Annotated in this window: 20 protein-coding genes; 11 read left to right on the plus strand and 9 right to left on the minus strand. The window is 64.4% G+C overall.

Annotation, left to right across the window (positions count from 1 at the left end):
* Window positions 1-876 carry a DUF6708 domain-containing protein gene (locus tag HU760_RS14545; RefSeq protein ID WP_186679993.1) on the plus strand — a complete coding sequence of 292 codons (876 nt, stop codon included), beginning with the start codon at window positions 1-3 and terminating at the stop codon, window positions 874-876.
* Here the strand turns inward: HU760_RS14545 and HU760_RS14550 are convergent.
* Both HU760_RS14550 and HU760_RS14555 read right to left on the minus strand, forming a co-directional pair.
* The gene (locus HU760_RS14550; RefSeq protein ID WP_186679991.1) at window positions 860-1,675 is read right to left on the minus strand and encodes a class I SAM-dependent methyltransferase; all 816 of its coding nucleotides are present in this window, start codon (window positions 1,673-1,675) and stop codon (window positions 860-862) included. The two genes, HU760_RS14545 and HU760_RS14550, sit on opposite strands and share 17 nt — an antisense overlap.
* A 222-nt stretch (window positions 1,676-1,897) precedes the next feature.
* Window positions 1,898-4,084, minus strand: coding sequence for an OsmC domain/YcaO domain-containing protein (locus HU760_RS14555; protein WP_186679989.1), 2,187 nt, complete (start codon window positions 4,082-4,084; stop codon window positions 1,898-1,900).
* A gap of 244 nt (window positions 4,085-4,328) precedes the next feature.
* On the opposite strand from HU760_RS14555, the gene HU760_RS14560 reads away from it, so the two are divergent.
* From HU760_RS14560 to HU760_RS14575, 4 genes are read left to right on the plus strand one after another with little or no spacing between them, the layout of a single operon-like run.
* Window positions 4,329-4,784 (plus strand): (2Fe-2S)-binding protein, encoded by a 456-nt coding sequence (locus tag HU760_RS14560; RefSeq protein WP_186679987.1) that lies wholly within the window; start codon window positions 4,329-4,331, stop codon window positions 4,782-4,784.
* The gene (locus HU760_RS14565) at window positions 4,784-7,033 is read left to right on the plus strand and encodes a xanthine dehydrogenase family protein molybdopterin-binding subunit (RefSeq protein ID WP_186679985.1); all 2,250 of its coding nucleotides are present in this window, start codon (window positions 4,784-4,786) and stop codon (window positions 7,031-7,033) included. The genes HU760_RS14560 and HU760_RS14565 overlap by 1 nt, the downstream gene beginning before the upstream one ends.
* Window positions 7,034-7,050: 17 nt before the next feature.
* Window positions 7,051-8,394: a c-type cytochrome gene (locus tag HU760_RS14570; RefSeq protein ID WP_186679983.1), complete on the plus strand. Its 1,344-nt coding sequence runs from the start codon at window positions 7,051-7,053 to the stop codon at window positions 8,392-8,394.
* A gap of 50 nt (window positions 8,395-8,444) precedes the next feature.
* Complete coding sequence (locus tag HU760_RS14575; RefSeq protein WP_186679980.1) at window positions 8,445-9,464, plus strand: XdhC family protein; 1,020 nt, start codon at window positions 8,445-8,447, stop codon at window positions 9,462-9,464.
* Window positions 9,465-9,481: 17 nt separating this feature from the next.
* Here HU760_RS14575 and HU760_RS14580 read toward each other — a convergent pair whose 3' ends face one another.
* The 4 genes from HU760_RS14580 to HU760_RS14595 form a co-directional block, all read right to left on the minus strand.
* A complete protein-coding gene (locus HU760_RS14580; protein ID WP_186679979.1) occupies window positions 9,482-10,273 on the minus strand; it encodes a substrate-binding periplasmic protein in 792 nt (263 codons plus the stop codon).
* Between the two features lie 140 nt (window positions 10,274-10,413).
* Entirely contained in the window at window positions 10,414-11,055 is a 642-nt protein-coding gene (locus HU760_RS14585; protein WP_186679975.1) for a LysE family translocator, read from the minus strand.
* A 53-nt stretch (window positions 11,056-11,108) separates the two neighbouring features.
* A complete protein-coding gene (locus HU760_RS14590) occupies window positions 11,109-11,309 on the minus strand; it encodes a DUF1289 domain-containing protein (RefSeq protein WP_186679972.1) in 201 nt (66 codons plus the stop codon).
* 8 nt (window positions 11,310-11,317) lie between these two features.
* Window positions 11,318-11,635 carry a hypothetical protein gene (locus HU760_RS14595; RefSeq protein ID WP_186679970.1) on the minus strand — a complete coding sequence of 106 codons (318 nt, stop codon included), beginning with the start codon at window positions 11,633-11,635 and terminating at the stop codon, window positions 11,318-11,320.
* Window positions 11,636-11,948: 313 nt separating this feature from the next.
* On the opposite strand from HU760_RS14595, the gene HU760_RS14600 reads away from it, so the two are divergent.
* Window positions 11,949-13,697, plus strand: a complete 1,749-nt coding sequence (locus HU760_RS14600; RefSeq protein ID WP_186679968.1) for a BCCT family transporter — start codon at window positions 11,949-11,951, stop codon at window positions 13,695-13,697.
* Between the two features lie 110 nt (window positions 13,698-13,807).
* Here the strand turns inward: HU760_RS14600 and HU760_RS14605 are convergent, their stop codons facing one another.
* Window positions 13,808-14,287 carry a VOC family protein gene (locus HU760_RS14605; RefSeq protein ID WP_186679966.1) on the minus strand — a complete coding sequence of 160 codons (480 nt, stop codon included), beginning with the start codon at window positions 14,285-14,287 and terminating at the stop codon, window positions 13,808-13,810.
* A gap of 225 nt (window positions 14,288-14,512) precedes the next feature.
* On the opposite strand from HU760_RS14605, the gene HU760_RS14610 reads away from it, so the two are divergent.
* A complete protein-coding gene (locus HU760_RS14610) occupies window positions 14,513-15,163 on the plus strand; it encodes a TIGR04211 family SH3 domain-containing protein (RefSeq protein WP_186679964.1) in 651 nt (216 codons plus the stop codon).
* Here the strand turns inward: HU760_RS14610 and HU760_RS14615 are convergent, their stop codons facing one another.
* A complete protein-coding gene (locus HU760_RS14615) occupies window positions 15,164-16,084 on the minus strand; it encodes a LysR family transcriptional regulator (protein ID WP_186679962.1) in 921 nt (306 codons plus the stop codon).
* A gap of 124 nt (window positions 16,085-16,208) precedes the next feature.
* On the opposite strand from HU760_RS14615, the gene HU760_RS14620 reads away from it, so the two are divergent.
* Entirely contained in the window at window positions 16,209-16,943 is a 735-nt protein-coding gene (locus tag HU760_RS14620; RefSeq protein ID WP_186679959.1) for an SDR family NAD(P)-dependent oxidoreductase, read from the plus strand.
* Window positions 16,944-16,961: 18 nt separating this feature from the next.
* Window positions 16,962-17,168: a tautomerase family protein gene (locus HU760_RS14625; protein ID WP_063913650.1), complete on the plus strand. Its 207-nt coding sequence runs from the start codon at window positions 16,962-16,964 to the stop codon at window positions 17,166-17,168.
* Between the two features lie 24 nt (window positions 17,169-17,192).
* Here the strand turns inward: HU760_RS14625 and HU760_RS14630 are convergent, their stop codons facing one another.
* Window positions 17,193-18,074: a LysR family transcriptional regulator gene (locus tag HU760_RS14630; RefSeq protein ID WP_186679957.1), complete on the minus strand. Its 882-nt coding sequence runs from the start codon at window positions 18,072-18,074 to the stop codon at window positions 17,193-17,195.
* Between the two features lie 112 nt (window positions 18,075-18,186).
* Between HU760_RS14630 and argC the strand changes: the two genes are divergently transcribed.
* Window positions 18,187-19,128 (plus strand): N-acetyl-gamma-glutamyl-phosphate reductase, encoded by a 942-nt coding sequence (gene argC / locus HU760_RS14635; RefSeq protein WP_186679955.1) that lies wholly within the window; start codon window positions 18,187-18,189, stop codon window positions 19,126-19,128.
* Window positions 19,129-19,206: 78 nt separating this feature from the next.
* Window positions 19,207-19,893 carry a GNAT family N-acetyltransferase gene (locus HU760_RS14640; RefSeq protein ID WP_186679953.1) on the plus strand — a complete coding sequence of 229 codons (687 nt, stop codon included), beginning with the start codon at window positions 19,207-19,209 and terminating at the stop codon, window positions 19,891-19,893.
* The last annotated feature ends 2 nt before the right edge of the window (window positions 19,894-19,895 follow it).

A 19,895-nucleotide genomic window follows, 5' to 3' on the forward strand; every position in this document is an offset into this window, starting at 1 on the left:
ATGTCGACAACCTGGTTATTCACCCCCACTATGAAACAAAACCTATCACCCAGAATCCTGGGCCAGGTCGATCACATCAAACATAATTACCTCTGCCTGCGCAATCCTTGGGTTAACGACTCCGTTTTCATGGGAAAAATGTACGTTGCAATGATTCTGTCGACGGCAGCCTATACATACCCAACCGCTCTCACAGAGCAATTAACCTATGACAGTGATTACGAAATTTCGATCATGTTCCTATTAGCCCCCTTCCTATTTTCGCCATTTTTATTTTATAGACTATATTTCATCAAACGACTATCAGCCATATACTTTAACAGGTACTCGAAAAAAATATATTATCAACGAATAGGCAAACTGTTCATCTTCGACTGGAACAATACGGTCGGCGGTATATTTAAACGCACCGAGTTCGGTGGTTCATCCTTTTCCACCAGTTATGCACTTGCCTTCGCCCCACGCCGAGCGGACGGCAGCCTCCACCAGACGGACTGCCTCTGGGTCGACAGCAACGAACCCACCGACTCCGACGTCCAGCATGTCGCCGAAGTATGGGAATACCTCCGTCACTTCATGGACCACGGCCCGGACAGACTCCCCCCTCCCGGCGAACCCAACTGGTGGCACAAGCCTCTGCACGCCATTTGCCTGACCCCGGCCGAAGCCTGGCGCCACTATGCCCCCTGGCGAACCGGCGAGCCCGGTGAAATGCAGGGCAAGAAGAACTGGCAACTGCCATTCTGGGCGGTGCTGTTCCCTTACAACCTGACAGTTGCCATCGCTTGGTACTTCATATGCAAACTGTTCAATGTCCAGGCCGCGCCACCACCGGCAGAGGCGTTCGAAGGAACCCCTGCTAACGGCCGCGAGTGATCACCACCTCCAGGTATTCGCTCGGCACCACCAGTGACGTCGGGCCGCCCACATTGCAGGCATTCAGCAATTCGGTAAGGTCACGCTCCAGCGCCGCGGCCGCCTGCGGCTCCAGCGAGGCAAAGGCCGTGCGCATCGGTCCGAACCAGGTGCGGAACACCTCGAGGTAATGCGCCGCCGAGCGATAGCGGAAGTTGAACAGCTGACGGCTGACCTGCAACGCGTCAAACGCGCCTTCGAACAGCACGCGCAATTGTTCCTCATCGCCCCAGCGCGAGGGCGGCAAGGCCCCGGCAGGCGGTGGCACATGCCGCCCCAGGGTCTTGAACATCTGCCCGACGTAGCCTTGCGGGGTCCAGTTGGCCAGGCCGATCCGGCCACCGGGCCGGCACACCCGGCTCAGTTCGCGCGCAGCCTGGGCCTGGTCGGGGGCGAACATCACGCCGAAGGTCGACAGCACCGCATCGAAGGTGCCATCGGCAAACGGCAGTGCTTCGGCATCGGCGGTCTGGAACACCACATCGAGGCGCTCGGCCCGCGCCCGTTCTTCGCCGCGCTTGAGCAGCTCGGGCACATAGTCGGTGGAGGTGACGCGGCAACCGCGTCGAGCTGCGGCCAGGGTAACGTTGCCATTGCCGGCGGCAACATCCAGAACCTGTTCGTCCCAGCGCAGGTCACAGGCCTCGGCCAGGCGCTCGCCGACGATTTGCATGGTGGTGCCGATTACCGCGTAGTCGCCACTGGCCCATATGGCTTGCTGGCGGGCTTTCAGGGCATTGGTATCCAAAGAGGTGTTCATGGTCTGCGCCTTTTCAAGGTGCGCGGCCGAGATCCTTCTGGCGGTCACACGCCATGGATTGAGGGGATAGAAGCAAGACGCTACGCGCCTGGCAGGCGAAGCGACAAGACAGATTGGGGATAGCGGCTATTTGAAACCGATCTATACGGGCGCGTCGCAGGGACAGCCGGGTGTCGCGATGGGCCGCAAAGCGGCCCTGGCGATATCAGCAGTGACGCGTGATCAGGCCAGCCTGGCCCGAGCCGCATGCAGCTTTTTGTAGCTCTCGATCAGACGCAAGTGGCGGTCGAGGCCTTCGAGCTTCATGCTGGTCGGGGTCAGACCATGGAAACGCACGCTTCCATCCACCGAGCCCAACACCGCGTCCATGCGCGGGTTGCCGAACATACGCCGGAAGTTGGCCTCGTAGTCGTCCATTTCCAGCTCGTCGTCGAGCAACACTTCCAGCACCACGTTCAATGCCTGGTAAAACAACCCACGCTCGACGGTGTTGTCGTTGAACTGCAGGAACGCCTCGACCAGTTCCTTGGCATCCTCGAAGCGCTGCACTGCCAGGCAGATCAGCAGCTTCAGTTCCAGAATGGTGAGCTGGCCCCAGACCGTGTTTTCGTCGAACTCCACGCCGATCAGCGTGGTGATGGTGGTGTAGTCATCGACATCGCAGTTGTCCAGGCGCTTGAGCAGCAGCTTGAGGGCGCGGTTGTCGAGGCTGTGCAGGTTGAGGATATCGGCACGGAACGACAGGGCGCGGTTGGTGTTGTCCCAGATCAGGTCCTCTACCGGGTAGATTTCCGAGTAACCCGGCACCAGGATGCGGCAGGCGGTGGCGCCAAGGTTGTCGTACACGGCCATGTACACCTCCTTGCCCAGGTCTTCGAGGATGCCGAACAGGGTCGCGGCCTCCTGCACGTTGGAGTCCTCGCCATGGCTGGAGAAGTCCCACTCGACGAACTCGAAGTCGGCCTTGGCGCTGAAGAAGCGCCACGACACCACGCCGCTGGAGTCGATGAAATGCTCGACGAAGTTGTTCGGTTCAGTCAGCGCGTGGCTTTCGAAGGTCGGCTGCGGCAGGTCGTTGAGGCCCTCGAAGCTGCGCCCCTGGAGCAGTTCGGTAAGGCTGCGCTCCAGCGCCACTTCCGGGCTCGGATGGGCACCGAACGAGGCGAATACGCCACCGGTACGCGGGTTCATCAGGGTCACGCACATGACCGGGAACGCGCCCCCCAGCGAAGCATCCTTGACCAGCACCGGGAAGCCCTGCTCCTCCAGGCCCTGGATGCCGGCAACAATGGCCGGGTACTTGGCCAACACCTCTTGCGGCACGTCCGGCAGGCACAGCTCGCCTTCGAGGATCTCGCGCTTCACGGCCCGCTCGAAGATTTCCGACAGGCACTGCACCTGCGCTTCGGCCAGGGTATTGCCGGCACTCATGCCATTGCTGAGGAACAGGTTCTCGATCAGGTTGGACGGGAAGTACACCACCTGCTGGTCGGACTGGCGCACGAACGGCAGCGAGCAGATGCCACGAGCCGTGTTGCCCGAGTTGGTGTCGTACAGGTGCGAGCCGCGCAGCTCGCCGTCCGGGTTGTAGATGGCCAGGCAATGCTCGTCGAGGATCTCGACCGGCAGCGCATCCCGTGGCCCTGGCTTGAACCACTGCTCGTTCGGGTAGTGCACGAACGGTGCGTTGGCCAGGTCCTCCCCCCAGAACTGATCGTTATAGAAGAAGTTGCAGTTCAGGCGCTCGATGAATTCGCCCAGCGCTGAGGCCAGTGCGGCCTCCTTGGTGGCGCCCTTGCCGTTGGTGAAGCACATTGGCGACTGGGCGTCGCGCACGTGCAGCGACCATACGTTGGGTACGATGTTGCGCCACGAAGCGATCTCGATCTTCATTCCCAGCCCGGCCAGGATCCCCGACATGTTGGCGATGGTCTGCTCCAGCGGCAGGTCCTTGCCGGGGATACAGGTGCTGGTATCCGACACCGGCATCAACAGGCCCTGGGCATCGGCATCGAGGTTGTCGACCACTTCGATCACGAACTCGGGGCCGGTCTGCACCACCTTCTTCACGGTGCAGCGGTCGATGGAACGCAGGATGCCCTGGCGGTCCTTCTCGGAGATGTCCTCGGGCAGTTCGACCTGGATCTTGAAAACCTGGTTGTAGCGGTTTTCCGGGTCGACGATGTTGTTTTGCGACAGGCGAATGTTTTCGGTAGGGATGTTGCGGGTCTGGCAGTACAGCTTGACGAAGTAAGCCGCGCACAAGGCCGAGGACGCCAGGAAATAGTCGAACGGCCCCGGGGCCGAGCCATCACCTTTGTAACGGATCGGTTGATCGGCGATCACCGTGAAGTCGTCGAACTTGGCTTCGAGACGGAGATTGTCGAGAAAATTGACCTTGATTTCCATGCGGGATTACCGTGATTTAAGCGTGCAAAACGAAAGTGGCCGGCATTATCCGGGTTTTCACGCCGGAAGTCCTGTTTGCGCGACCAGCTTGCGCATTCCACCGAATTACTTGCCTGATCCTCTGAACCTGCCCCGTCCACCAGTCCGGCGGTCAACCCCTGTGCTAGCGTTTCCGGACCGGGGAACAGCGTATTCCCCAATCAGAAAAGACAGCGCGACAGCAACCGTAGACGGCAGGTGAACCATGGAACTACGCATCAACCAGAAGACCTACCAGGTCGAGGCAGACGCCGACACGCCCTTGCTGTGGGTGATCCGCGATGACCTGGGGCTGACCGGCACCAAGTATGGCTGCGGCCTGGCCCAGTGCGGCGCCTGTTCGGTGCTGGTGGACGGCAACGTGGTGCGCGCTTGCGTGACGCCGGTGGCCGGTGTGGTCGGGCGCGAGGTGACCACCATCGAGGCGATCGAGGCCGACGCCGTGGGCAAGCGGGTGGTCGCGGCCTGGGTCGAGCACCAGGTTGCCCAGTGCGGTTATTGCCAGTCCGGTCAGGTGATGGCGGCCACGGCACTGCTCAAGCACACACCCAGGCCCAGTGACGCGCAGATCGACGCGGCGATGGTCAACCTGTGCCGCTGCGGCACCTACAACGCCATCCATGCCGCCATGCATGACCTGGCTCAAGGGGAGAAGGCCTGATGCGCAAACCTGTCGACACAACTGCCGAACTGCTCGAGTTGCAGCAGGGCGCGACCCTCAACCTGTCGCGCCGGCGTTTTCTGGCCGGCACGGCAGTCGGCGCCCTGGTACTTGGCTTCGGCCTGCCCATGGGCGCGCCCCGCGTGCAGGCAGCGGCCGCAGCCAGCGCCGAACGCGGTACTCAGGTACCGGCATTCCTGGAGATTCGCCCGGACGGCACCGTGCGTCTGCTCAGCCCGTTCATGGAAGGCGGGCAAGGGCCTTTCACCGCCATGGCCCAGATCGTCGGTGAGGAACTGGATGTCGACCCGGCCAGGTTCGTGGTCGATAGCGCGCCGCCTGGGGAAGCCTATGTAGTGATGGAAAACGGCATGCGCATCACCGGCGGCAGCATGTCGGTACGCATGAGCTACCCGACCATGCGCCGCCTGGGCGCCCTCGCCCGCGCCATGCTGCTGCAGGCAGGCGCCGAGCAGCTCGGCGTGCCGGTTGAGCAACTCACCACCACGCCGGGTAACGTGGTACATACCACGAGTGGGCGCTCCGTGCCCTACGGTGAACTGGCCGCGCGGGCCATGGACCTGCCGGTGCCCGACCCGGCCAGCGTCAAGCTGCGCGACCCCAGCCAGTTTCGCTGGATCGGCAAACCGGTACGTCGCCTGGATGCCTACGACAAATCCACCGGCAAGGCCGTGTACAGCATCGACATCAAGGTCGACGGCATGCTCCATGCTGCCGTGCAGCACGCGCCACGCCTGGGCATGACTGTCGGCAGCCTGCGTAACGAAGACCAGGTCAAGGCCATGCAGGGCGTGCACTCGGTGCACCAGCTGCCAGGCGCCGTGGCGGTGGTTGCCGAGCGCTGGTGGCACGCCAAGCGTGCGGTGGAAGCCATCCAGGTGGACTGGCAGGAGCCTGCCGCCGACAGCCCGGTACGGCCGATGCCGGCCGACTTCTCCAGCGATGGCTGGCGCGACCACCTGGCCACGGTCGAAGCACCGGCCCGCGACGAGGAAAACCAGGGCGATGTGGCCGGCATGCTGGCCAGTGCCAAGACCCGCGTCGAGGCGACCTACCACAACCAGTACCTCAACCATGCCCAGCTTGAGCCACCCTCGGCACTGGCGCGCTTCAATGCCGATGGTTCGCTGGAGGTGTGGCTGCCCAACCAGGCGCCAGACATGTTCCGTGACGACATCGCCCGGCGCACCGGCCTGGCCCCGGCACAGATCACCCTGCATTCGCCGTTGCTGGGTGGCTTCTTTGGCCGCCACTTCCTGTACGACTCGGCCAACCCCTACCCTCAGGTAATTGCCTTGGCCAAGGCGGTTGGCCGACCGGTGAAGCTTATCTGGAGCCGCGAAGAGGAGTTCCTGCGTGACGTACTGCGGCCAGTGGCCGTGGTGAAGTTCCGTGCCGGTCTGGATGCCGACGGCCTGCCGGTGGCCCTCGAGGCTGTGAGCGCCACCGAAGGCCCGACCGAGGCCCTCGCCGGCAAACAGGGCGAAAAGCTCGACCCGACTGCACTCGAAGGGCTGTCGGGCAAGTCCTACGCCATCGCCAACAAACGCATCGCCCAGGTCTATGTCAAAGGCCCGGCCATGCTTGGCTACTGGCGCTCGGTGGGCAACTCGCTGAACGACTTCTTCTACGAGTCGTTCCTTGACGAGCTGGCCGACAAGGGCGGCAAGGACCCGTTCGAGCTGCGCCTGCACTTGTTGCGCGACAACCCGCGCCTGACCAACCTGTTGCAGGCAGTTGCTGAACTGTCCGGCGGCTGGAAACGCGGGCCGTTCACTGCCGAAGACGGCAGCAAGCGCGCACGCGGCGTGGCCATGGCCTCGCCGTTTGGCTCGGAGGCGGCGGTCATTGCCGAGGTGTCGATCGAAAATGGCCAGGTCAAGGTGCACGACATCTGGCAGTCCATCGACCCGGGCAGCATCGTCAACCCGGCGATCATCGAGCACCAGGTCAACGGCGCCGTCGCCCTGGGCCTGTCGCAGACGCTGCTGGAAGAAGCGGTATACGTCGACGGCAAGCCACGCGCGCGCAACTACGACCTGTACCCGATCCTGCCGCCCTCGCGCATGGCCCGGGTGCATGTCCGTATCGTCGAGAGCGGGGCGAAGATGGGCGGTATCGGCGAGCCACCGTTGCCCGCCGTCGCTCCGGCAGTGGTCAACGCGGTCGCGCAATTGACCGGCCAGCGCGTGCGCAGCCTGCCGCTGAGCCGCCATACCTTCGGCTGACAGCACAAGGACGCACCATGCCCCATCGTTTCGCAAGAACCGCTGGCTGGCTGGCATTGCCGTGCCTGGTCGCGGCAGGCCTGCTGGCCTGGTATGTCACCCACGAGCCGGTTTCGCCGTTTGCCGGCGCACCGGCCACGGCCGCCGACCCGGCACTGGTCAGCCGTGGCGAGTACGTCGCCCGGCTCAGCGACTGCGTAGCCTGCCACAGCGTGCCGGACGGCAAGCCGTTCGCCGGCGGGCTGAAAATGGCCACCCCGCTGGGCGCCATTCATGCCACCAACATCACCCCCGACCGCGACAATGGCATCGGTCGCTACAGCCTGGCCGACTTCGACCGCGCCGTGCGCCACGGCGTCGCCCCTGGCGGCCGGCGACTGTACCCAGCCATGCCCTACCCGTCCTACGCCAAGCTTGGCGATGACGATGTCAAGGCGCTGTATGCCTTCTTCATGCTCGGCGTGCAGCCGGTACCGCAGGCAAACCAGCCCGGCGACATTCCCTGGCCGCTGAACCTGCGCTGGCCCATCGCCGTGTGGAACGGCCTGTTCGCCACCAGCACGCCGTACACCGACCAGGCCGGCAAGGATGCACAGTGGAACCGCGGCGCCTACCTGGTCCAGGGCCCTGGCCACTGCGGCAGCTGCCACACCCCGCGCGGCCTGGCCTTCAACGAGAAGGCCCTGGATGACAACGACAAGCCGTTCCTCGCCGGTGCCCTGCTCGATGGCTGGTACGCCCCCAGCTTGCGCGCCGACCACAACACCGGGCTCGGGCGCTGGAGCGAGGTGGAAATAGCGCAGTTCCTCAAGACCGGGCGCAATCGCCACACCGTGGTGTTCGGTTCGATGACCGAAGCCTTCAACAACTCCACGCAGTTCATGAGCGACGCTGACCTGGCCGCCATCGCGCACTACCTGAAGTCGCTGCCTGGCGATCCGCAGCGCGACGGCACAGCGTGGCAGTACCAGGCCGAATTGGCGGCAACCCGGCTCGACAGCCCCGGCGCGCATGCCTATGTGACCCGTTGCGCGTCGTGCCACGGCCTGGACGGCAAGGGCCAGGCGGAATGGATGCCGCCCTTGGCCGGCGCCACCTCGGCACTGGCCAGGGAAGACGCCTCGGCAATCAACATCACCCTCAACGGTTCACAGCGGGTGGTAACCGCTGGCCTGCCGGACGCCTATCGCATGCCGGCGTTTCGTGAACAGTTGAGCGATCAGGAAATTGCCGCCGTGCTGAGCTTCGTGCGCACGGCCTGGGGCAACCAGGGCGGCACGGTGAGTGCACAGGCAGTGGGCAAGCTGCGTGAGCATACCGACCCGGCCAGCAGCAGCCCGATCATCCTGCATATGCGTTGAAGTGTGGAGGCCGGTACGGCCCCCCGAACATCCGATTTACCGGAGTAACCATGGAAAGCATCGACCTGCTGGTGCTGCGCACCACCCGCGACTGGCTCGCCGCCGGTCACCGCGCCTTGCTCGCCACCGTCGCCCGCACCTGGGGATCCTCGCCACGCCCAGTGGGCTCGATGATGGCCCTGCGCAGCGATGGCCGGGTGGTTGGCAGTGTCTCCGGTGGCTGTATCGAAGACGACCTCATCCACCGCTACACCACCGCCTATGGCGGCCCCGGCATGCCCCATGGCCTGCCACAGCTGGTGCGCTACGGCGTCAGCGCCGACGATGCCCACCGTTTCGGCCTGCCCTGCGGTGGCACGCTCGAACTGGTGCTGGAGTTCGCCCCGTCGCTGCCGCACCTGGAGCAACTGCTGGCAGGCCTGGACAGCGGCAGCCTGGTGCGCCGCGACCTCGACCTGCGCAGCGGCGCGGCCAGCCTCGCCGCCAACAGCACGCCCGAGCTGTTCAGCTTCGATGGCCAGCGCCTATGCAACACCCTCGGCCCCGGCTACCGCTTGCTGCTGATCGGTGCCGGCGCGCTGGCCGAATACCTGGCGACCATGGCCCTGTTCAATGGCTTCAGCGTTTCCCTGTGCGACCCACGCCCCGAGTACCGGGCCGGTTGGAACGTTGCCGGCGTCAAACACCTGGCCGGCATGCCGGACGACGTGGTGCGCGCCTTCGCCCCGGACCTGCGCAGTGCCATCGTCGCCGTCAGCCACGACCCCAAGCTGGACGACCTGGCCCTGCTCGAAGCCTTGCACAGCCCGGCGTTCTACATCGGCGCGATTGGCTCGCGGCGCAACAGCCAGCTGCGCCGTGAGCGCCTGATCGAACACTTCGGCGAAAGCGAGGCCTCACTGCAGCGCCTGCGCGGCCCCATCGGGATCTATATCGGCAGCAAGACACCGGCGGAGATCGCGGTCAGCGTGATGGCCGAGCTCCTCGCCGCGAAGAACGCCGTCAAGCTGCCTGGCACGGTCAACGTGACCCGAGCCAAGGAGGCCGAACAGCTGGCGCGGCCCTTGTAGGATCAGGCAACAGGCGCCTACTGCCAGCGCTCCAGGTTCTGCTGCAACAGCTGTTCGGGCAGCGCCCCGGCTACGATCTTTTCCATCTCCCGCGCCAGCGCCTCACGCAGCCGGGGCTGGTTGCAGGGCGAGTGATGCGACATCGCCAGGTACAGCCCTTCGCTGGAAATTGGCGGTTCCAGCACCCGTACAGTCCCCGCGATACCCAAGGTGCGCACCAGGGCCATGCCGGGATACTGCTCGTACACCACATAATCGCTGCGCTTGTGCAGCAACTTCTCGAACGCCTGCCTGGCGCCGGGTACTGCTTCGAGGGTGAGGTTGGCCCTGGCGTAGTCGTCGAACTGCTGGCCATGGCTGTTGCTGACCAGTATGCCGCCCTTGTGGCCTTTCAGGTCGGCCCATTGCTGGTAGGCGAAGGCACTGTCCTGGCGCACCCAGACCACGCTTGGGGTGTGCAGGAATGGCGGGGCGATGAAGTCCATCTGTTGCTGGCGGGCCCGGGTCAGGAAATACCCGGCCATCAGGTCGATACGGCCGGTGCGCACTTCTTCCTGCGCGCGCGACCACGGCCCGGTATAGATCAATTCGATTTCCAGCCCCAGCTGCTTGCCCAGGTATTTCAGCAGGTCCGCGTTGACACCGATCAGTTGCTGCGGGTTTTGCGGGTCGCGCCAGAGATAAGGGGGGTATTCCGGGTTGCCGGTGGCCGTCAGCCGCCGACAGGGTTCATCTGCCACCGCCACCAGGGGCAGCAGCAACAGGCACGGCAACAGCCGCAAGGCGTGGCGAAAGCAACGCTCGATCATGGACAACCCTCGGTCGGCTGCAGCATCTCTATGTGCGCGCCATGAAACAGTCTGGATCACCTGCGGTCATCCTGCTGGCCGTCTATCGGCCAGCATTGGTGACCCGAAGCTGCAGGCGTCGCGCCTGCACCACCCGTACTTCAGGCGCCCTGTCGCCGCATCGCCAGGATCGCCGCGCCGAAGCCGATGAAGGTCGTGCCCACTACCCGGCTTACCCAGCGAGACAGCGACGGCCGGGTGAGCACGCCCTTGGCCCGTGCCGCCAACGCCGCATACAGGCTCAGCGAAACCAGCGACAAGGCCACGAAAATCCCGGTCAGGATCAGGAACTGTGGCAGCAATGCCGCGCCCTGGTCGATGAACTGCGGGAACAGCGCGGTGAAGAACATGGTCGCCTTGGGGTTGGTCACTGCCGTGAAGAAGGCCGACTTGTACAGTTTCAGTGGCGTCGGTCTCACCTTGGGCAACCCCTCTGCGCCACCCGATGCCAGCATCGGGCTGGTTTTCAGCAATTGCCGCGCGCCCAGGTAGAACAGGTAGCCGGCGCCCAGGATCTTCACGGCATTGAAGAGCATTTCAGAACTGGCCAGCAGTGCACCCAGCCCGAGCATGGCTGCAGCCGACAGGCAGAACAGGCCCGAGCCATTACCCAGCGACGACCAGATCGCGCTGCGCTGGCCGTGGGCAAGGCTGTTGTTGATGGCCATCAGGGTGGCAGGGCCAGGGCTGGCGATCGCGATGGCCGCGACCAGGGTAAAGGCAAACAGCGAGTGAGAATCCATTTCAGGCTCGTCAGACAACAAAACAGAAAGGGCCGCGTGCAGGATACGCAGGTTCAGTCGGCATTCTGCCGCTTGGCCGCTTTCTTGGCGATAACTTTCATGCGCATGGCCGCCCGCTGCACGGTGGCCATCTTCTCGGGGCGCTTCATGCCCCGCCATTTGCGGATTTCGTCGCGGGTGCGGCCACAGCTCACGCACAGCTCGCTATTGAGCTGGCACAGCGAGACGCAAGGGTTGTCGATGTCTTTGGCCATGCTGCCACTTAGCCAGGCATGGCTGCCCGCGCCTGTGCGGCGGCGCCCTGGAATACCTGGCGTACGTCCTCGGCCTTGACCTTGCTGACCGACCTCGCGGCCAGCAGCTCGTCAACCACACGCAAGCCCTGCTCCAGGGCGGTGGCCAGTTGCTCGCTGTCGGAGGCGTCGGCGATATCACCCAGATAAGGAGCGATGAGGTACACGTAACGGTCCTGCAGCTTGAGCGCTTCCAGCGCATCGAGGGCTTTCTGGAACCGATCGGCAGCGGCAGGGCTCATGCTCAATTTATCGAAATGAATCAGGCTCACACGGTCAGTGGCCATGTTGACGAATCTCCGTTTCCTGTTACGGCCAGGCCCACGCAGCAGCGCTTCTACGGTGCTCGGATGGGCGGGCCCGGTTGATGCCCTTCAGGGTACCAGAACGCGAAGCAGAAAGGGCCATCACCCCCAGAACTAAAAGTATTTGCCAAGTCGCGTAATGGACGCCCTACGGCGCTATCGGGACAGGCGCTGGCATTTCCTGCGCAGGATAATCGCGTCAGCAGTTTCCCGCCGAGGCAGTGCGCGAGCCCGGCAGCCCACACGACAACAAGCCTGCGCCAGCAGGTAAGGCAGAAAAAGGGCCCTGAAATTCATGGCAAAGGAACACATTACCGAAACGCTCGACCTTGGCGTGACAGACCCCTCGAAAACCGCGGAAGCACGCCAGGACCGGCACTTCGAGGGCAAGCTCGACTGGATCGTCTTTGGCTTCACCAGCCTCCTGGCAATCGCTTTCGTCCTCTGGGGTTTCCTCAACCAGGCCAGCCTCGCCAGCAACGCCTCCAGCGCGCAGTCCTGGGTCATTCTCAACTTCGGCTGGTTCTTCGTGCTGACCTCCACCCTGTTCGTGGTATTCGTGCTGTGGCTGGCCGCCAGCCGCTACGGCCGGGTGCCGCTGGGGCGGGATGGCGAACAGCCCGAATTCCGTACGGTGTCCTGGGTGGCGATGATGTTCAGTGCCGGCATGGGCATCGGCCTGATGTTCTTCGGCGTTGCCGAACCCCTTTCGCACTATGTGTCACCACCGCCAGGGTCAGCCGCTGGGCAGACCAGCGAAGCGATGCAAGTGGCCATGGCCACCACGCTGTTCCACTGGACCCTGCACCCTTGGGCGATGTACGCCATCGTCGGCCTGGTGATTGCCTACGGCACCTTCCGCCGGGGCCGCTCGCAGCTGATTTCCGCCGCCTTCAGGCCTTTGATCGGCAAACATGCCAACGGCCCGCTGGGCCGCATGATCGACATGATGGCGATCTTTGCCACGCTGTTCGGTTCGGCCGCATCGCTCGGCCTGGGCGCCCTGCAGATTGCCGGCGGCCTGGAATACAACGGCTGGATCGACAACCCCGGCAAGCTGTTCTACATCTCGGTCATCACCTTGCTGACCATCGCCTTCGTCACCTCGGCGGTGTCCGGCATCGGCAAGGGTATCCAGTGGCTGTCCAACACCAACATGGTGCTGGCCCTGGTACTGGCGGCATTCGTGTTCATGGTGGGCCCGACCCTGCTGATGCTCAACCTGCTGCCGACCTCGATCGGCATCTACATCAAGATGCTCCCGGAAATGATGGCCCGCACCAATGCCAGCGGCGGCGAGCAGATGAACAGCTGGCTGGCCGGCTGGACCGTGTTCTACTGGGCCTGGTGGATCTCCTGGACGCCATTCGTGGGGATGTTCATCGCCCGCATCAGCCGTGGCCGTACCATCCGCCAGTTCGTCACCGGCGTATTGCTGGTACCGAGCCTGGTCAGCCTGGTGTGGTTCACCATCTTCGGCGGCGCGAGCATCGAGGCCCTGCGCGAAGGCGCCTTCCAGCTGGCCAATGGCGCAGTCAACAGTAACCATGCGCTGTACCAGTTGCTGGACAGCTACCCGCTGGCATCGGCGACATCGGTGCTGGTAATGATCCTGGTGGGCATCTTCTTCGTTTCGGGTGCCGACGCCGCCTCGCTGGTCATGGGCACACTGTCGGAGCACGGCACCACCACGCCATCGCGCCGCACGGTGATCTTCTGGGGCGCGCTGACCGGTACGGTGGCGGCGATCATGCTGGCCATCGGCGACCCACGCGACCCCGGCGAGGCGCTCACCGGGCTGCAGAACCTGACCATCGTCGTGGCGCTGCCGTTCGTGGTGGTGATGGTGCTGCTGTGCCTGGCGCTGTACCGCGACCTGCGCAAAGACCCGATGATGCTGCGCCACCTGCGTGGCAACGAACTGATCGAAAAGGCCGTGCTGTATGGTGCGGTCAAGCATGGCGAAGAGTTCTACATCGTGGTGCAGGAGAAGAAGACATCCAGCAAGGCCACGCCAGCGGCAAGCGAAGTGTCCGAAACCTGACGCGGCCTGCGTAGGGACAGGTAGCCGCGAATCATCCAGCCTCTGGCACCGGCTTCGCCGGTGTTCGCGGCTGGACGCGCGCCACGCGCGCGGCTACCTAACCCCTCGGCTCAGCCCTTCAGGGCGGCCTCGATCTTGGCCACATCGATCTTGCCCATCTGCATCATGGCCTCGAACGCGCGCTTGGCCGCCGCGCGATCCGGGTGGCCGATGGCTTCGATCAGGACGCGTGGGGTGATCTGCCAGGAAATCCCCCAGCGGTCCTTGCACCAGCCGCAGACGCTGGCCTCGCCACCATTATCGACAATGGCATTCCAATAGCGGTCGGTCTCGGCCTGGTCCTCGGTACTGACCTGAAACGAAAACGCCTCGCAATGGCTGAAGGCCTTGCCGCCATTGAGCCCCACGCAAGGTATGCCCATGACGGTGAATTCGACAGTGATCACATCGTCCTGCTTGCCCGACGGGTAGTCGCTTGGTGCCTTGTGCACCGCCGTCACCCGGGTATCGGGGAAGACGCTGGCGTAGAAGGTCGCCGCCGCCTCGGCATCGTTGTCGTACCAGAGGCAAATGGTGTTCTTGGCAGTCATGGTCTTGCTCCATGAAAGAGGTGAAAACTGGAGTCTAGCGCGCCGCATCAAACACCGGCGCGAGCCCGGCCAAGTGGCTGCTTCTGCAATATTCTGCAGACATTTCCGACGTCAGGTGGTGAACCTGCCGATAAAAAAACGGTCTTTCGCTGGCGGTCAACTCACCGACCGGTTCATCGGCCCAGTCACCGGGCCTACCTTTGTCCTGTTTCAGCGAAGACCAACATGCCCGATTCCCGCCCGACTGCTTCCGCCCTCTCTGCCCTGCGCAGCGGCCTGATTGCCACCCTTGTTGCCCTTGCCGCACCGGTGCACGCCGAAGAGCCCACCAGCGATGCACGCTGGGTCAGCGACAGCCTGAGCACCTATGTGCGCAGCGGCCCGACCGACGGCCACCGCATCGTCGGTACTCTCAAGTCCGGGCAGAAACTGACCCTGATCGGCACCCAGGGTAATTACAGCCAGGTGCGTGGCCAGAATGGCGATGTGGTGTGGATTCTCAGCAGCGACCTGCAGGCGGTGCCGGGCCAGGGTGAGCGCCTGCCGCAGCTCGACGCCCAGGTCGCGGACCTGACCGGGCAGCTGAACACCATCGACGACAGCTGGAAGAACCGCGTTCAGGGCATGCAGGAGACGCTCGATTCGCGGAAAAAGCTCATCGACGAACTGCAGGCGCGCAACCAGGCATTGAACGAACAGCTCGACCAGAGCCAGTCGGACCTGCGCGATACCAAGGCCCGCCTGGGTGACGAGAACAAGCAGGTGATGATGCGCTACATGGTGTATGGCGGCAGCATTGCCGGCGCGGGCCTGCTGGCAGGGTTGATCCTGCCGTCACTGACCCGCGGGCGCAAGAAGAACGATCGCTGGTTCTGATCAGCCGGGCGGCGAGCTGGCTTCGGCGAACAGGAAGTCGATGAACACCCGCACCCGCAACGGCATATGCCGAGCCTGCGGGTAGAGCAGCATGAACGGCCTTGACGTCCCGCCATACTCACCCAGTACCTCCACCAGCTCGCCACTGGCCAGGGCGTCCGCCACGGTAAACCGGTAAGCCTGCATCAGGCCGCCGCCATGACGCACCAGCGTGGCGGTGGCGAGGAAGTCGCCCTGGCAAGTGAACGCCCCCTGGGTGTCGACCTCTACCTGTACTCCACCCTGGCGAAAGGTCCAGGGTGGGCGACGGCCAGTGCTGGGCATCTCGAACTGGATACAGTCATGCTGCAGCAGGTCCTGCGGGGTTTGCGGGGTGCCGGCACGGGCCAGGTAACCCGGCGTGCCTACCACCACCAGTTCGGCATCCTCCAGACGCCGCGCCACCAGGCGCGAATCGCTCGGCTCGCGGCCACGAATCGCCAGGTCGAACGGTTCCTCGGCAAAGTCGACATTGCGGTTGCTGACATGTACATCCACCTGCACGCTCGGGTAGCGCTGGCGGAACCGCGGCAGCAGCGGCAACAAGCGGTGGTGCGCATAAGGCGTGGGCACGCTGATGCGCAAACGGCCGCTCGGCTCGACCTGCCCGCCCGTGACCTGGCGCTCGGCCTCGACCAACTGCCCCAGCGCCTGCCGACATTGCTGGTAATAGGCCAGGCCCGCAGCAGACAGGCGCATCTGCCGGGTGGTGCGGACAAACAGGCGCACCCCCAGGCGTTCCTCCAGGCGTGCCACGCTGCGGCTGACCGCCGCCGGCGTGACGCCAGCCTCGGTGGCGGCAGCGCTGAAGCTGCCCCGGTCGGCAGCCAGGCAGAACAACTCCAGGCTGCCCAGTTGCAGATCATCGAAATGGCGGCTCATAGCGGCTCGATCAATTACATGGTGTATCGATTGAAATACCATGCGCCTCATTTTTCAAGCACGGGTAACGTCCTAGAGTGGCTCCACACCGAGCTCATGGCTCACTTCACTGGAGATCAACCACATGAACACCCCACGTACTGTCATCATCACCGGGGCCTCCAGCGGCCTGGGTTTCGCCCTGGCCGAGGCGTTCCTCGAACGCGGCGACAACGTGGTCGGCAACGCCCGCAGCCAGGCCCGCCTGGAGCAGGCCGCCGCCCGCCTCGGCCAGCCTTCGCGCTTCATCGGCGTAGCCGGTGACATCGCCGAGCCAGGCACCACACAGCGCCTGTTCGCCCGCGCCGTGGAGGCCTTCGGCGGTGTCGACCTGCTGATCAACAATGCCGGCATCTTCATTGCCAAACCCGCCACGGAGTACAGCGAAGCGGATGTCGACGCTCTGGTCGGCACCAACCTCAAGGGGTTCTTCTACCCGGCGCAGGAAGCGGCGCGGATCATGGCCAGCCAAGGGCATGGCAAGATCATCGCCATCACCGCCTCCATCGCCCTGCAACCGGACACTCGCGTGCCAGCCCTGCTGCCGGTGCTGGTCAAGGGCGGCCTGAACCAGGCAGTGAAAGCCCTGGCGCTGGAACTGGCCGCCAGCGGCGTGCAGGTGAATGCCGTGGCGCCGGGGATCATCGACACGCCGCTGCATGGCGGCAACGTCCAGGGGATGGCCGCGCTGTCGCCCAGTGGCCGCACCGGCGCGCCGCAGGACGTGGTGGACGCCGTGCTGTACCTGGCGGACTCACGCTTCGTCAGCGGTGTCATCCTGCCGGTGGATGGCGGTAGTACCGCTGGCACCTGGCACTGAGCGGAGGCGCGAACAGCCATGCCATATGTCCATATTCGCGTGACCGATGAAGGGGTGAGCGCCGAGCACAAGCGCCAGTTGATCGAACAGACCACGCACATGTTGCAGCAGGTGCTGGGCAAGCCGCCGGCCAGTACCTTCGTGGTGATCGAGGAAGTGCCGACCGATAACTGGGGGGTAGGTGGCGAGACGGTGACCGCGGTGCGAGCGCGAGAACGGGGGTGAAACCTGGGGGCCGCTGTGCAGCCCCTACTGCCGAAGCCGCGCCAATGCCTGCAGCACATACCCCGTGGCCCGCTCCACCTGCTCTTGGCGGCAGGCGATACCCAGTTGCCGCCACAGCCCCGGGCGCAGCGGCCGGCGGACGATGCGCCGGTCCAGCTCGGCCGCCTCGCCTTCCTGCGGCAGCAACGTTGCCCCGTACCCGGCCCCGACCAGGCTCTTGATCGCATCGTTGTAGTTAAGCTCGATGCGTGCTTGGGGGTACAAACCAGCCGCCGCGAACCAGTCGTTGGTCACCCGCGACAGCTGGGTACTGCTGTCGTTGAGGATCAATGCCCGCTGCGCCAGCCAGGCCGGCGTGACCCTGGCCGGTGGCTGCCAGTCGGCCGGCACGTAAGCCAGGATCGGGTCACGCCGCCAGGGGGTAACTTCAAGCCCTTTGCCAGCCACCTGCGGCAAGGCGACCAGGCCGATATCCAGGGTGCCCTCGCGCAAACCTGCCAGCGATGCCTGGGATGTCAGCACCTGCACCTGCACGTCGATCCCCGGGTGCACGGCACGCAAATGCTCCAGCGCCTGCGGCAGCAGGTGGGCGATGGCACCGGTCGAGGCGCCCAGGCGCACCCTCCCGGTCAGCCCCTCGACCTGACGGCGCACTTCGTCCAGCGCCAGGTCGGCATCGGCCAGCAGGCGACGGGCACGAAGCAGCAGGGTTTCGCCGATGGCCGTGGGCCGCACCTGACTGCGGGCACGGGTGAGCAACGGGGCGCCGATGCGCGCCTCCAGCTCGGCCACGTGCAGGCTGATGGTCGGCGGCGCCAGGTTGAGCTGGCGGGCGGCCTCGGCAAACGAGCCCAGGTCGGCGATCACCACCAGCGTGCGCAGGCGGTCGAGGCTGATTTCACGCATATCAAGGGCCGTCTTGTTCAGTAAATCTGAAGATTACCGTCATGATATTCAAATTTCCTTTACCAACACCACAGGCGAGCATAGGCCATCCTTTCCCGAGCGGACGCTGACCATGCACACCCCTGTTGTCTTCATCGACGGTGACCAAGGCACCACCGGCCTGCAGATCCATGCGCGCCTGCAAGGCCGCCGCGACCTGAACCTGCTGACCTTGCCGGATGCCGAACGCAAAGACCCGCAACGCCGCCGCGAGGCAATCAACAGCGCCGACATCGCCCTGCTGTGCTTGCCTGACGACGCCGCGCGCGAAGCGGTGGCGACGATCGAAAATCCGCAGGTGCGGGTGATCGATGCAAGCTCTGCGCACCGCACGGCCCCGGGTTGGGTCTATGGCCTGCCGGAACTCGACGAGCAGCAAGCCGAACGCATTGCCCACAGCAAGCGCGTCAGCAACCCCGGCTGCTACCCCACCGGGGCCATCGCCCTGCTGCGGCCACTGGTCAAGGCTGGCCTGCTGCCAGCGGACTACCCGTTGAACATCCACGCCATCTCTGGTTATTCCGGTGGTGGCCGCGCGGCAGTCGAACGGCATGAACAGCCCGGTGCCGACAAGGCCCCGACCTTGCAGCTGTATGGCCTGGAGCTGACACACAAACATGTACCGGAAATCCAGCAGCACGCCGGGCTGTCGGCACGGCCGATGTTCATGCCCGGTTACGCGGCCTACCGCCAGGGCATCGTGCTGAGCATCCCGCTGCAGTTGCGCCTGCTGCCCGGCCAGGTCAGCGCGGCGCAGTTGCAGGCTTGCCTGGAGCAGCATTACCAAGGGGCCCGCCACGTCCAGGTCATGCCTTTGCATCAGCACGGTGCAGCGCCCAACCTGGACCCGGAGGCCTTGAACGACAGCAACGACCTGCGCCTGGCACTGTTCGCCAACCCCGAACATGGCCAGGTATTGTTGACCGCCGTGTTCGACAACCTCGGCAAAGGTGCCTCTGGGGCGGCAGTGCAAAACCTCGACCTGATGCTCGGTGCGCTGCAGCTACAAGGCTGATGGGTAAAACCGGTTAGACTACAGGGCCCGCGCCTGCATGGCGCGAGCCGTCTATCCAACCGCCGGAGCCCGTCCCCGATGTTCATCCTGAGCCGCCTCGACAGCGTGCCGCCCGAATCCTTCCAGAACCAGATACGCGAACTGGTGATCCACAATGTCGGCGAACTGAGCAGTGTGGCCATCAGCGCCGACAACCCGCTGTATCCGCTGTACCAGTACGGCGTCGGCATGGAGGTGCACCAGTACCTGCAGGCGCTGGACGGCACCCGCGGCCTGGCTGTGGCGCTGACCCTGGCGCTGGATGCCGAAGCACCCGACCAACTGCTGGGCTTTGCCCTGTCGCTGCCTGCCGAAGACGACGAGCAGGTGTGCGCGCTGGCGTTTCTGGCCGTGCGCCCCGGCCATCGCCGCCAGGGCATCGCCCGCGCCCTGCTGGCCGACCTGCAGGCACGCCATGCCTGCGTCGAGCTGAATGCCTTTGCCAGCCAGGTGCCGTGGTTCGAGGCCATGGGTATGCAGGTGGTGGCCGCCAATGGCCCGCAAGTGCTGATGAGCAGCACCGGGCGTGCCAGCGGTGCGTTGATCGGGCGGCTGGACATCGCGCCGATCTACCAGACGGCCGAAGTGATGCAGATTCATACCTACCTGCTCAACCAGCAAGGTGAGGAGGCAATGGTCGAAGCGGAACAGCAGCGGGATGAGCGGCTGGATGAGTTGACCGCTCAGGCACAGGCCTGTGTGCGGCAACGCAAAACCGTGCACTGATC

It is taken from the genome of Pseudomonas oryzicola, assembly GCF_014269185.2.
GTDB lineage: Bacteria > Pseudomonadota > Gammaproteobacteria > Pseudomonadales > Pseudomonadaceae > Aquipseudomonas > Aquipseudomonas oryzicola.